The sequence below is a fragment of the Planotetraspora thailandica genome (assembly GCF_016863335.1).
GTDB classification, from domain to species: domain Bacteria; phylum Actinomycetota; class Actinomycetes; order Streptosporangiales; family Streptosporangiaceae; genus Planotetraspora; species Planotetraspora thailandica.
Map to the genome: position 1 here is coordinate 27,452 of NZ_BOOR01000025.1, position 12,938 is coordinate 40,389.

Consider the following 12,938-nt stretch of genomic DNA (forward strand, 5'->3'; position numbering starts at 1 on the left):
TGAACCTCTCCTTTGTAACGGACCGCCGCATTCGTCATGACCAGTTCGGAAAAGTCCGGTCGCTGTACCCGTTGCACCCTGTCCACCCGTCCGGCCTCTGTCAGGGCCTAAACTCGCCAGAGTGGCAGGGCGGATCAGTGACGACGACATCGCACTCGTGCGGGAGCGATCCCCTATCGCGGACGTGGTCGGCGAGCACATCCAGTTGCGCAACGCCGGCGGCGGCAACCTGAAGGGGCTGTGCCCCTTCCACGACGAGAAGTCGCCCTCCTTCAACGTCACGCCCGCCCGGGGCTACTACTACTGCTTCGGATGCGCCGAGGGCGGCGACGTGATCACGTTCGTCCGCAAGATCGACAACCTCACGTTCAGCGAGGCGGTGGAACGGCTCGCGCAGCGGGCGGGCATCCAGCTCCGCTACGAGCAGGGCGGCTACGTGCCCAGCCGGGAACACGGCGAACGGTCCCGGCTCATCGAGGCGCACAAGGCGGCCGCCGAGTTCTACGCCGCCCGCCTCACCGCGCCCGACGCCTCGCCCGGCAGGCGATTCCTGTCCGAGCGCGGGTTCGAGCGCGTGGACGCCGAACGGTTCGGCGTCGGCTACGCCCCCGCCGACTGGGACAGCCTGTCGCGCCACCTGATGGCCCGGGGGTTCACCGCGCAGGAGCTGATCAAGGGCGGCCTGTCGCGCGAGGGGCGCCGGGGGCCGATCGACCAGTTCCGCGGCCGTCTCATATGGCCGATCAGGGACATCACCGGCGACGTCGTCGGGTTCGGGGCGCGCAAACTGCTCGAATCCGACGACGGGCCGAAATACCTGAACACGCGCGACAGCCCGATCTATCACAAGAGCTCCGTGCTGTACGGCATCGACCTGGCCAGGCGAGAGATCTCCAAGCGGTCACAGGCGGTCATCGTCGAGGGATACACCGACGTCATGGCCTGCCACCTCGCGGGCGTGCCCACGGCGGTCGCCACCTGCGGCACGTCGTTCGGCGAGGAGCACATCAAGGTCCTGCGGCGGCTGCTGCTCGACCAGGCCGAGTTCCGCGGCGAAGTGATCTTCACCTTCGACGGCGACTCCGCCGGGCAGAAGGCGGCTCTGCGCGCCTTCCAGGACGAGCAGAAGTTCGTCACCCAGACCTACGTCGCCGTCCAGCCGGACGGCCTCGACCCGTGCGACCTGCGCGTCAAGCAGGGCGACGCCGCCGTGCGCGACCTCGTGGCCAGCCGCGAGCCCCTCTTCGCGTTCGCCATCCGCAGCGTGTTGTCCCGCTACGACCTCAACACCAACGAGGGCCGCCTGAGCGCGCTCGACGCCGCCGCCCCCGTCGTGGCCTCCATCAAGGACCCCGGGCTGCGCAAGACCTACGTCGTCGACCTCGACCGCTGGCTCGGGTTCATGGACGAGGGTTTCGTCATCCAGCGCATCCAGCAGGTCATCGGGCGGCAGCAACAGCAGGCCGCCGCCCCGGCGCACGCCCCCAGGCGTGACCCCGTCGACCCGGCCGTGCGACTGGAGGTCGAGGCGCTCAAGCTGGCCGTGCAGCGGCCCGCCCTGCTCGGTCCCGAGTTCGACGCCCTCGGACCCGACACGTTCACCCAGCCCGAGCACGTCGCCCTCCAGGGCGTCGTCGCAGCCGTCGGCGGCACCGTGACCGGAGGGCCGGGCGGCAGGGAGTGGGTCGACCGGTTGCTCCAGCAGGCCGGCACCGCGGGAGAGGCGAGCGCCGATCTGCGGTCGCTGGTGACCCGTTTCGCCGTCGAGGAGTTGCGCGCCGACACCGCCGTCGAGGAACGCTACGCCGCGCTCGTCCTGGCCCGGTTGCACGCGACCGCGGTGAGCCGGGCCGTGACCCAGGTCAAGGCGCGGTTGCAGCGGATCAACCCCGTCGAGGAGCCGCAGGAATACAAGCGGCTCTTCGGTGAACTGGTCGCACTCGAACAGCAGCATCGCGTGTTGAGAGAACGTGCGACCGGAGCTGAATAAATCTTCCTTTCCACATCTCATGGCGGCCAAACGCGGGATTTGATCTCAATCCGATATTGGATTCTGTCTTACCTCTGGTGACAAAAATAGGCCTGCCATTTTCTGGTGCCTATACCGCAGACTGTGTTCCGTGGGTGCATCGGTGCTGCCAAGCAGGCCGCCATCGGTAGACCAGGTGGCGGACCTCGTCGCGAAGGGAAGGGAACGCGGGAGCGTCACGATCGATGATGTGGCCGCCGCGCTCGACCGGTCCGAGCTGCCTGCCGACGCGCTGGAACGCGTCGTGCGCATGCTCGCTGAGAACGGGGTTGAGGTCCTCGAGCCGCAAGGAGACGAGGAGCCCAGCAAGCCCGACGAGGAGGATGTCAGCAAACGCGCGCCAACGAGCGACCTGGTCCGGATCTACCTCCGGGAGATCGGCCGGGTCCCGCTGCTGACGGCCGAGGAGGAGGTGGAACTCGCCAAGGCCATCGAGGCAGGACTTTTCGCCGAGGACAAACTCTGCGAGAACGTCACGCTGAGGATCGCCCGCCCGGAGTTCGAAGACCTGGTCTGGGAGGGCGTACGCGCCAAGCAGCGGCTCATCGAGGCCAACCTCAGACTGGTCGTCTCGATCGCCAAACGATACGTGGGTCGCGGAATGCTCTTCCTCGACCTCATCCAGGAAGGCAACCTCGGTCTCATCCGCGCGGTCGAGAAATTCGACTACACCAAGGGCTATAAGTTCTCCACGTATGCGACGTGGTGGATTCGCCAGGCGATCACCCGGGCGATTGCGGATCAAGCCCGCACCATTCGAATTCCCGTGCACATGGTCGAAACGATCAACAAATTGGTGCGCGTGCAGCGTCAGCTTCACCAGGACCTCGGCCGGGAGCCGGCCCCCGAGGAGATCGCGGCGGAGATGGGCCTGCCCATTGACCGCGTGGTCGAGATCCAGCGGATCGCGCAGGAGCCCGTCTCGCTCCAGTCACCGATCGGTGAGGAGGACTCCGACCTCGGCGACTTCATCGAGGACGCCGACGCCGTGGTGCCGATCGAGGCCGCGGCGTTCATCATGCTCCAGGACCAGCTCGACGACATCCTGGCGACGTTGTCGGAACGCGAACAGCGGATCATCCAGCTCAGGTTCGGCCTGGCCGACGGACACCCGCGGACGCTGGAGGAGGTCGGCCGCGAGTTCGGCGTGACGCGTGAGCGCATCCGCCAGATCGAGTCCAAGACGCTGGCCAAGCTGCGCCACCCGACCCGTGCCCAGATGCTGCGGGACTACCTGGACTGACCCTTCCGCGCGACCTGGCCGGCCCCGGAATGCCGGGGCCGGCCGGTTTTCCGGGCGGCTTTAGGGGCGGCGTTTGGGGCGGCTTTGGGGCGCGGTCCGGTGCCGGATAGCCTGCCGGTAACAATGGTCATGCTCAGTGGCGGTGCTCCTTGGCTGGTTCGAAGCTCTCCCTCTTCAACCTCTCCGGAGGCCGGTTGGGGACCCGGCGGCTTCCCGCCCCGGTCCGTACGGCCCTCGCGTTGGAACCGGGGGAGCGGGTGATCAGCCACGCACGAGGCCCCGAAGGCGAATACGTCGTGGCCACCACCCACGCGCTCTACCTCCCGGACGCGACACGGCTGCCGTGGCACCTCACGGACAAGGCGGTCTGGGACGAGGAGGGCGTCACCGTCACGATGACCGACGGCGCCTCTCATCGCGTTCTGCTGCCCGACCCCGGCCTGCTGCCTGAAACGGTCCGTGAGCGCGTCACCGCCTCGATCGTGGCCAGCAGGAGGGTGCAGCTCGATGCGCGCGGGGGTGTGCGGCTGGTCGCCCGGCGGGTGCCCGGATACGACAGCCCCCGCTGGGAGTTCATCTTCGATCCCGGCCTCGACTCCTCCGATCCGGGGCTGCGCGCCCTGGCCGAGCAGGCCCTCGAAGAGGTACGGCGCAGCCTGGGCGTCTGAACGGCCTGGCCGTACGGGGGCTGCACGCGGGACAAGCCGAGGCCCCCGGCGGTGTGCCAGGGGCCCGATGTGCGGCGATCTCGGTCAGGTGATCCGGTCGGAGTCGGTGCTGGGCCAGCCGGTGCCCGCTCCCACCTTCTCGTCCTCCCACACCTCCTGACGCCGCAGGAAACCGATCTTGTCGCACGCGAGGTCTTTGGCCTTGCCCGCCACCTTGGAAGCCTGGGCGCCGACCAGCCCCGCCGCCTCCTGGACGGTCGGGCTGTCCGCCACCCGCTGCGCGGCACGCTTGATCTGCTCATAGCGCTCACGCCCGGCTCGGGTTCCGAGGACGTAACCGATGGCCAGCCCGGCGGCGAACATCGCCTTGTAACGCATCTTCCACCTCCGCGCTCGTGCTCTTCGCCCCTTCTACCCCAGGGGCCTGCATCTATCCAAGACGAATGGACGTGACAGAGTCCCCCAGGAGTGCGCTAATCTAGTTCCGCACCGCAAGACGGACCGCAAGGTCGGATCGGGCGGTGACACGACTATCCCGTGTAGCTCAATCGGCAGAGCAGCCGGCTGTTAACCGGCAGGTTATAGGTTCGAGTCCTATCGCGGGAGCGCTGACCCCGGTCATCGGGCGACTTAGGTCGCCGGAGCCGGGGTTTCGTGTTGTCCGGGAACTTTCCCGTGACCTGGAGCCTCCGTACGGCTGGCACCCGCTTTCCCCCCAAGCGCGCCTCAGGTATCGAAATAGGGGGACAAATCACGGGACTTCGCTGAAAATGTGAGACGCCGCGCCTTTCCTGAGAGGCCGCGGTTGCCGCGGACCACAAACACGCAGTGGGGTGAGGGCCACTGCGGCAGAGGGCGTCACCGCCACCCCGGAAACGGCAGTGGAGCCCGCGAGCGTGAAGTGTGTGGCGGTCGTGCTGACGTGGTTCAGATCCAAAAAGGTGACGGAAGCCGTACTCGAACCAGGACGCGAGGAGGGCGTCGACAAGGGGGAGGCCGAGGATTTCATCCGGCTCTACCATGCGGAGAACCCGGCCGCGGGGCCGGCGAAGCCCCGGCTGCGCGAGGTTTTCGCGGAGATCTCTCAGACGGGCACCTATACCCATACGCCGGGCGAGCTGGCCTTCGGCGCCCAGGTGGCGTGGCGAAACAGCAGCCGCTGCATCGGCCGGCTCTACTGGAAGTCCCTGCGCGTACGTGATCGTCGGCACGTGGACACGGCCGACGGCGTCGCGGAGGAATGCATCGAACACCTCCGGGTGGCGACCAACAAGGGCAAGATCCGGCCGACGATCACCGTGTTCGCTCCGGACCGGCCAGGCCAGCCGGCCCCGGTGATCTGGAACGACCAGCTCATCCGGTACGCGGGCTACAGGCGGCCCGACGGTCGGGTGATCGGTGATCCGGCGAACGTCGAGCTGACGGCGTCGGCGCGACGGCTCGGCTGGAGAGGCAAGGGAACGAGGTTCGACGTCCTGCCGCTCGTCGTCGAGGCCAAGGGCGTGCCCACCATGCGCAGGCTGCCCAGGGAGGTCGTCCTGGAGGTCTTCCTCCGGCACCCCACCCTGCCGTGGTTCGCCGAACTCGGGCTGAGGTGGCATGCCGTACCGGTCATCTCGAACATGTGCCTGGAGATCGGCGGTATCCGGTATCCGTGCGCACCTTTCAACGGGTGGTACATGGGGACCGAGATCGGGGCCCGCAACCTCGCCGACGCCGACCGGTACGACCAGCTTCCGGTGGTCGCGCGGGGGATGGGCCTGGACATGTCCCACGATCGCACGCTCTGGCGTGATCAGGCCCTGGTGGAGCTGAACGTCGCCGTGCTCCATTCGTTCGCCGAGGACAATGTCACGATCACCGACCATCACACCGAGGCCAGGCGGTTCATGACCCACCTGGAGAAGGAGGAGCGCAACGGCAGGGTGTGCCCCGCCGACTGGTCGTGGATCGTGCCGCCGCTGTCCGGCGCGACCACCCCCGTGTTCCACCGCTACTACGACGACGTGGAGATGACGCCCGCCTTCACGCGGCGCAGAAGGGAGTAGTCGGTAAGGGCCCTACCGGTGTAGAACAAGATTCTGTAGGGAGGGTGACATGGTGGTGCTGTCCGAAGACGACGGTGGTGTGCGGATTCTCACGTTCAACCGCCCAGAGCGGCTGAACGCGCTGACCGACGAGATGGGACGGCGCTACTTCGACCTTCTTGAGGAGGCCGAGCGGGATCCGGCGGTCAGGGTCGTCGTGGTCACCGGCGCGGGCAAGGGTTTCTGCGCCGGGGCGGACTTCGAGGCGCTGGCCGCCATCCAGGCCGGCGAACACACCCGGGAGCCGGACCCTCGCCCCGCCACCTTCCCCCTGACGCTCCGCAAACCCGTGATCGCCGCGGTGAACGGCGCATGCGCGGGGCTCGGTATTGTCCAGGCTCTCGTGTGCGATCTCGTGTTCACCGCCGACGACGCCAAATGGACGACGGCCTTCGTCCGCCGCGGCCTGATCGCCGAATACGCCCTGGCCTGGATCCTGCCCAAGCTGGCCGGGCAGGCCAGGGCGATGGACCTGCTGCTGTCCGGGCGGGTCTTCACCGGCTCAGAGGCGCATCAGATGGGGCTGGCATGCCGTGCCGTACCAGGGGAGCGGCTCAGGGAGGAGACCCTGGCGTACGCGCGGGAGCTGGCCACGTGGTGCTCGCCCGCATCCATGGCCGTGATCAAGCGGCAGCTGTGGAGTGACTGGTCGGTGCCCCTCGACCAGGCGAGGGACACCGCCGACCAGCTCATGCGGGAATCGTTCAAACGTCCCGACTTCGTCGAGGGCGTCGCCAGCTTCGTCGAGCGCCGCCCCCCGGCGTTCCCGCCGCTTTCCTAGCGGCGGCCTCTCAGGCCAGGCGGCGCGCCCCGGCGGCCGGTGTCGCCGTGAAGAAGGTGGGATCGGCCCAGCCGCGCTCCCGGTAGGCCAGCCGGACCTGCTCCTGGACCTTGTCGGCCTTGTCTTCCGCGACCAAGGCGATGGCCGAGCCGCCGAAGCCGCCGCCGGTCATCCTGGCGCCCCTCGCCCCGCCCTTGACGGCAGCCTCGACCGCGATGTCCAGCTCCGGGCAGGAGACCTCGAACTGGTCGCGCAGCGAAAGATGAGAAGCGATGAGCAGGGCGCCGATCTCCTGTACGGCTCCCGCCCGCAGCAGCCCGATCAGCGCTTCGACCCGGTGGTTCTCCGTCACCACGTGCTGCGTTCGCTTCCGCTCGTCGCCCGTCAGCTGCTGGAGGGCGGCCGCGAGGTCGGTGACGTCCCGCAGCGCGGCCACGCCCAGCCGCTTGGCCGCGTTTTCGCAGTCCTGGCGGCGGCGGGCGTACTGCCCGTCGGCCAGCTCGTGATGAACGCCCGTGTTGATGATCAGCAGACGCATGCCGTACGCGGAGGGATCGAACGGCACCGCCCGGCTGCCGAGCGACCGGCAGTCGAGGAACAGGGCATGGCCCTCCCTGCCCAGGGCTGACGCGGCCTGGTCCATGATTCCGCAGGGCATGCCGACGAAGTCGTTCTCGGCCCGCTGTGAGATCTTGGCGAGCTCGAGCCCGCCGAGGCCGAGGCCGTACAGGTCGTTGAGGGCGATCGCCACGGCCACCTCGAGCGCCGCGCTGGACGACAGGCCCGCGCCCTGAGGGACGTCACCGTCGATCACGATGTCGGCGCCCCTGACGGGCAGTCCGTCGCCGCGCATGGCCCAGAAGACGCCTGCCGGGTAACGAGCCCAGCCCTCGGCCCGGTCGATCTCCTCGATAACCTGCTGCCGCCCGGGCGCCTGGAGGGACACCAGGCGGATGGTGTCGTCCTCGCGCGGGCGCACCGCCGCCGTGACCCCCCACGGGACGGCGAAGGGCAGGACGAAGCCGTCGTTGTAGTCGGTGTGCTCGCCGATCAGATTGACCCGGCCGGGGGCGTGCCACACCCCTGCGGGCTCGCCACCAAGGTTCTCCCGGAAAGCATCAACAACCCGCACAATCACACACTCCTGAACATTTCGGCCCCTGGGTAGGGTAATCGACTCGCGATCGGGGCCGATCCACCCGGAGGGGCGGGTTAAGGCTCAGGTGTGGTGTCGGGCAGGACGCAGGGTGAGGTGGCGGCTAGGTAGAGATCGTCCCCCTCCGCCCATACCAACGCCAGGATGAACCCGTCCGGCCGCGACTCGCCCGCGATGTTCGGCCGCCCGATCTCCATTCCCCCCGTGCCGACGATGACGTGCCCCTGCCTCTCCCACCGGGCCATGACCTGCCGGGCGACGTCCATGTGCTGATTGCTAGGGATGTCTCGCAGCCAATATGCCCGGCTGATCACCACCTGGTCAGAGGACTCTCCGGGGCCTGGGTCCAGGCATCGCGTAGGAGCTGAGAACATATCGCTGAGCTCTAGGCGGGGACGGGGCGTCAGGGCCGAATTGGTGTCCGTGAGGAGTTCCTCTATGCGAGCAAGCGCTTGCGACTGAGTCATCGTAGGGGCCATAACACTCCTTGAGCTGGTGCAGCCGACCAGGAAGAAGATCGTCAGGGCGGCGAGTGTGCCCTGGGTTCGGAACATCATTGTTCGTTCAGCTTCCGGATGGAGCCAGGAGCGAGTTCGGGCAGCAAAAACATTGGACGCACCAGTGATGCTGGTTTGATTAGCTGGCCATACCGGCCATCGACGATTGACGCCATATTTAGTAGCGAGGCTGAATGAGGCCTCCAGTAGCTGGAGTGAGCCTCGTTGATCACGTCTCGGCTTACAGGGAAACGCTGGGCGCCGAAGCCGGCGTCGCCGGGATCGGCCGTGAACCTGCCCAGGTAGGCGACCACGTCGTTTCCCGCCTCGCCGACCCAGACGTGGCCGGGTTGCAGGCCGAGGTCGGCTGCGTGTTCCACCCCCACGCCGGGGCTGCCGACGAAGATCAGGTCGTCGGCGAATCGTCCAGGCCGAAGGACCGCCGCCTTGCCGGTGACCAGTGAGCCATAGCTGTGCCCGAGCAGCACGTTGCGTGCCGACTCCATCGGCTGGTGGGTGGCCCGGAGGCCGTCGGCGAAGGCCGCAAGAGCGCCGGCGCCCCGGTCGGCCGCGCCTTCCATGGCCACCGAGCGGCTCGGCAGGACGAGTCCCGAGTCCAGCTGCGGCGCCTCGTATCCCAGCCAGGAGATCGAGGCGATCTGCTTGCCTCCTGCGGTTGCCTGGCTCTGTTGCCAGAGCAGCCAGGCGCGTTCGATGTCCTCATCGAACGATGCCAGCTTGGTGCCCAATCCCGGGACGTAGGTGACGGTGGTGTCCGCGGTGTCGGGGTTGCCCCACGAGAAGACGGCCCGGCCGATGCCGTCGAGGCTGAAGGAGAGAAGGAAGGCGGGCGGATATCCCGGTGTGCCCCCGAGAGCCAGGTTCCTCTCCAGCATCTCGATCTTCTTGATCCCTCCGAGCACGGAGTCGAGCCGCATGAGGAGCATGGGCTGGCCCGTCACCGCGAGAGTGCGGGTCACTGTGGAGACCTCCGCCCGCAACCGGTCCTTCTCCCGGGCGAGGATCAGCCGGTTGGCCTGATCTCTGATGGGGACGGGAATGCCGTTGAGAGCGCCGACGGCCTCGGGAACGGCCACCGTCAGCCGGTCGCGCAGGCCTCGGGGCAGGTTGCGCCACCAGGTCTGCACCCGGGCGGCCAACCCCGGGTCGTCGCCCCGCTCCTGAAGGGCCAGAATCGCCGTGACCGCCGCGGGATCGCCCTCGGCGATCTGCCGTAGCAGCGTCGCGGCTTTGCCTGGATCCGCGGCAAAGGCCTCGAACAGGCCGAATCCGATCACTCCGGACGGGATCACACCGTTGTTCCACGGCGTCAAGGGATCCGGCTCTGCCCGTTCGATCCAGGCCAGGCGCCCGCGCAGGTCGCGCGCGTGCCGCCGGGCCCAGTCGGCGCACCCGGCGAGGTCCCATCCGGGCGCGGTCGGCAGTCCGAGCACGTTGAGCTCGGCGTGGAGCCGTACCGAGAGATCGCAGAGGCGGTCGGCCGCCCTGTCCAGCGAGCCGATCAGGCTGCGCATGGCCACGACGTCCACCCCGCGGAAACTTCCGGGCGTCGCGGTCATGCTCGTCACCGATGTCCGTACGGCCGGCATTCCCGGCGGGATCAGGCCGTGCCGTACGACGAGGCGGTGAATCTCCTGGAGGGCGGTCTCCAGGGACGCCTGCAGCGTCGAGCGGTGCCTGGAAAGGTCGTCCGCGAAACGGGGCGCGCCGCCGCCGACCCAGGCATGGGCGGCCATGAGGTGGACGGCGGGATCGAGATCGGCGCGGTGGTCGGCGACGAGCGCGGACGCGCGGCGGAACGCCTCCTGCACCACAGCGGTCTCAGACATGACGGCCAGCATGGCAGTCAGGTGGCGGACCCCACAGAGAATCGGCAGTTCACGGTGCTATGCGGTGGTACGTGTGGGTTAATCGCCCCGATGCTCGTCGGCCAGTTGCTCGTCGTACTGGCTGCTGTGTTCATGGATTCCGTCGTCTTTGGCGATCATGCTGGCGAGCAGCGCGAGCGCCTGGGCCGTGCCGCTGCCCGGGTCGGCGTGCTTGATGACGAGAAGCTGGCCGGTCCCGCCGCTGATCGAGAGTTTCTCGAAGCGGAGCTCCAGAGGGCCGACCTGAGGGTGATCGATGACGCTGGTGCCACAGCGGCGGGCTCTGACGTCGTGGCGGGCCCACAGGCGGCGGAACGGCTCGCTGCGGACGGACAGTTCGCCGACGAGGTCGGTGAGCCGCGGGTCGTCGACGTCCGGCCCGGCGATTTCACGCAGGCTGCCCACGGTCGCGGAGGTGATCTTCTCCCAGTCGGGGTAGTAGCTGCGCACCCCGGGGTCGAGGAAGAGGGCCCGCAAGATGTTGACGCCCGGCCGGTAGATGGGGGACAAGGCGGTGGCCAGCGGGTTGGCCGCGAGCACGTCGAGGAAGCGGCTCTGGACGTATGCCGGGGTGTCCGACCACGTCGCCAGAAGTCGCTTGATACCGGGCTGTACCCGTTCCGCGTGACCGGGGAAGCGGCGGCGCGGCGGCTTCGGCCGGGCCAGTTGATAGAGGTGCGCGGTGGCGTCCTTGTCCAGCTGCAGCGCACGGGCCAGGGCTTCGAGGACGTTCTCGGAGGGATGCGGGTCGTGGCCCTGCTCGAGGCGCAGGTAGTAGTCGACGCTGATGCCTGCGAGCATGGCGAGTTCTTCACGCCGCAGGCCGATGGTCCGGCGACTCCCAAGGTCGGGCAGACCGACGTCTTCGGGACGCATCAGCTCGCGTCGCGCGCGGAGATACTCCCCGATGTTGCTGCCGGTATCCATGGCAACGACGATACGTACGCTCAGGCGTTCTGACCTGGCCCTGCCGCACCCAGGATTGCCGGGGGCCACCCAGCACGGCAACCACTTGGTGGTGATCATGAAGAAGTTCGTGATCATGCAATTGGCGGGCGTCCGGGTGGTCGTGGCTCGTGAAGGCCGTGCCGTGCGGGTCAAGTGCATGATCACGAATCGTGTTCATGCAGGTCGGATGGCACGTCGACGAACTTCTGCATGATCACGATTTTGGTTTGCGCAGGTCAGGTGGCATGAGCCCGAACTTCTGCATGATCACGCCAAAGGGGGTGGGGGAATGGGGGATATTTCGGATTTTGGGAGAATGGCGTAATAAGTGAATTCAATAGTGCTGTGCCGGGGGATTTCCTGTTGTTGGGAATGCTTCATCAATAATCCACTCGGGGCCGTTAAAGACGGATAGGGGCTCGGGTACGACGTGCGGCATGAGTCAGATGACCGCAGCCAGGAGTGCGTCTCCGGTAGTCGAGGTCGTGGTTCCCGTATACAACGAGCAGCGTGTGCTGGCCGACAGCATTCGCCGTCTCCACGACTACTTGGAAACGACATTTCCGTACGGATTTCTCATAACGATTGCCGATAATGACAGCACGGACGGGACGTGGCCGCTCGCTTTGGGCCTCTCGACCGATCTGCCTAACGTCCGGGCGGTGCGCCTCGAGAAGAGGGGGAAAGGCCGGGCACTCCGCACGGTGTGGGCGCAGAGCAACGCCGATGTGGTCGCCTACATGGATGTCGACCTTTCTACCGACTTGAACGCCTTCCTGCCGCTGATCGCGCCTTTGCTGTCCGGACACAGCGATCTGGCGATCGGCACCCGGCTCTCCAGGGGCTCCAACGTCGTGCGCGGTGCCAAGCGGGAAATCATCTCGCGAAGCTACAACTTGCTGCTTCGATCGACCATGGGGGTGCGCTTCTCCGACGCCCAGTGTGGCTTCAAGGCGGTGCGGACCGACGTCGCCCAGGCATTGCTCCCCGTCGTTGAAAACGAGGAGTGGTTCTTCGATACCGAACTGCTGCTTATGGCCGAGCAGCTGGGACTGCGCATCCACGAGGTGCCCGTCGACTGGGTCGACGACCCAGACAGCCGGGTGGACATTCGCAGGGCGGTCTCGGACGACCTTCGAGGGATGGCCAGGGTGGCCCGCAAGATCCTTTCGGGTGCGGCTCACATCCCGGTTCCGGTCTCGGTCCAGCACGCGCGACTGCCCGCCGGAATGGCATGGCAGCTGGCCAGCTTCGCGATCATCGGTGTGATCAGCACGCTGGTCCATCTTGCGCTCTACCTCTTCTTCCGGGCTCTCATGCCGCCGCTCGCCGCCAACGCGGTCGCCGTCCTGATCACGGCGGTCGCCAATATCGCCGCGAACCGGCGCTTCACCTTCCGGGTGACCGGGTGGGCGAGAGCCGTACGGCATCACTTGGAAGGCGGCGTCGCGTTCCTCATCAGTCTGGTCGTGAGCACGGGCGGCCTGGCGCTGCTCCACCTGGTCGTGCCCGCGCCGTCCACCCACGCCGAGCTCATCGCGGTGGTCGTCGCGAACGGCCTGGCCACCCTCGTGCGATTCCTGCTGCTGCGCACCTGGGTGTTCAACCCGCGCAGGGCGAAGCAAGCGGCGGCCTGATTC

General features: G+C 67.5%; 11 protein-coding genes and 1 tRNA gene. 7 read left to right on the plus strand and 5 right to left on the minus strand.

Annotated elements, in window-relative coordinates; translation table 11 throughout:
- Positions 1 to 121: 121 nt before the first annotated feature.
- The 3 genes from dnaG to Pth03_RS17990 all read left to right on the plus strand — a co-directional run bounded on the left by dnaG (position 122) and on the right by Pth03_RS17990 (position 3,940).
- Entirely contained in the window at positions 122 to 1,990 is a 1,869-nt protein-coding gene (dnaG, locus tag Pth03_RS17980; protein ID WP_203945454.1) for a DNA primase, read from the plus strand.
- Between the two features lie 175 nt (positions 1,991 to 2,165).
- A complete protein-coding gene (gene rpoD / locus Pth03_RS17985; protein WP_239119129.1) occupies positions 2,166 to 3,272 on the plus strand; it encodes an RNA polymerase sigma factor RpoD in 1,107 nt (368 codons plus the stop codon).
- A gap of 149 nt (positions 3,273 to 3,421) precedes the next feature.
- Complete coding sequence (locus Pth03_RS17990) at positions 3,422 to 3,940, plus strand: hypothetical protein (protein ID WP_239119130.1); 519 nt, start codon at positions 3,422 to 3,424, stop codon at positions 3,938 to 3,940.
- An 84-nt stretch (positions 3,941 to 4,024) separates the two neighbouring features.
- Here the strand turns inward: Pth03_RS17990 and Pth03_RS41555 are convergent, their stop codons facing one another.
- On the minus strand, positions 4,025 to 4,318 hold the full coding sequence (locus Pth03_RS41555; RefSeq protein ID WP_239119131.1) for a YtxH domain-containing protein: 294 nt from the start codon (positions 4,316 to 4,318) through the stop codon (positions 4,025 to 4,027).
- Between the two features lie 155 nt (positions 4,319 to 4,473).
- Here Pth03_RS41555 and Pth03_RS18000 point away from each other — a divergent pair.
- The 3 genes from Pth03_RS18000 (at position 4,474) to Pth03_RS18010 (ending at position 6,808) form a co-directional block, all read left to right on the plus strand.
- Positions 4,474 to 4,546, plus strand: a tRNA-Asn gene (locus Pth03_RS18000).
- A gap of 335 nt (positions 4,547 to 4,881) precedes the next feature.
- Positions 4,882 to 5,988 carry a nitric oxide synthase oxygenase gene (locus Pth03_RS18005; protein WP_203945455.1) on the plus strand — a complete coding sequence of 369 codons (1,107 nt, stop codon included), beginning with the start codon at positions 4,882 to 4,884 and terminating at the stop codon, positions 5,986 to 5,988.
- Between the two features lie 49 nt (positions 5,989 to 6,037).
- Complete coding sequence (locus tag Pth03_RS18010) at positions 6,038 to 6,808, plus strand: enoyl-CoA hydratase-related protein (RefSeq protein ID WP_203945456.1); 771 nt, start codon at positions 6,038 to 6,040, stop codon at positions 6,806 to 6,808.
- Positions 6,809 to 6,818: 10 nt separating this feature from the next.
- On the opposite strand, the gene galK is transcribed toward Pth03_RS18010, so the two are convergent.
- The 4 genes from galK to Pth03_RS18030 form a co-directional block, all read right to left on the minus strand.
- Positions 6,819 to 7,940, minus strand: a complete 1,122-nt coding sequence (galK, locus tag Pth03_RS18015) for a galactokinase (protein WP_203945457.1) — start codon at positions 7,938 to 7,940, stop codon at positions 6,819 to 6,821.
- An 80-nt stretch (positions 7,941 to 8,020) separates the two neighbouring features.
- Positions 8,021 to 8,230, minus strand: coding sequence for a hypothetical protein (locus Pth03_RS18020; protein ID WP_203945458.1), 210 nt, complete (start codon positions 8,228 to 8,230; stop codon positions 8,021 to 8,023).
- A gap of 287 nt (positions 8,231 to 8,517) precedes the next feature.
- Positions 8,518 to 10,311 (minus strand): alpha/beta hydrolase, encoded by a 1,794-nt coding sequence (locus tag Pth03_RS18025; protein ID WP_203945459.1) that lies wholly within the window; start codon positions 10,309 to 10,311, stop codon positions 8,518 to 8,520.
- A 78-nt stretch (positions 10,312 to 10,389) separates the two neighbouring features.
- Positions 10,390 to 11,277 carry a helix-turn-helix transcriptional regulator gene (locus Pth03_RS18030; RefSeq protein WP_203945460.1) on the minus strand — a complete coding sequence of 296 codons (888 nt, stop codon included), beginning with the start codon at positions 11,275 to 11,277 and terminating at the stop codon, positions 10,390 to 10,392.
- A gap of 467 nt (positions 11,278 to 11,744) precedes the next feature.
- Here Pth03_RS18030 and Pth03_RS18035 point away from each other — a divergent pair, with 467 nt between their 5' ends.
- A complete protein-coding gene (locus Pth03_RS18035) occupies positions 11,745 to 12,935 on the plus strand; it encodes a bifunctional glycosyltransferase family 2/GtrA family protein (protein ID WP_239119164.1) in 1,191 nt (396 codons plus the stop codon).
- Positions 12,936 to 12,938: the final 3 nt, after the last annotated feature.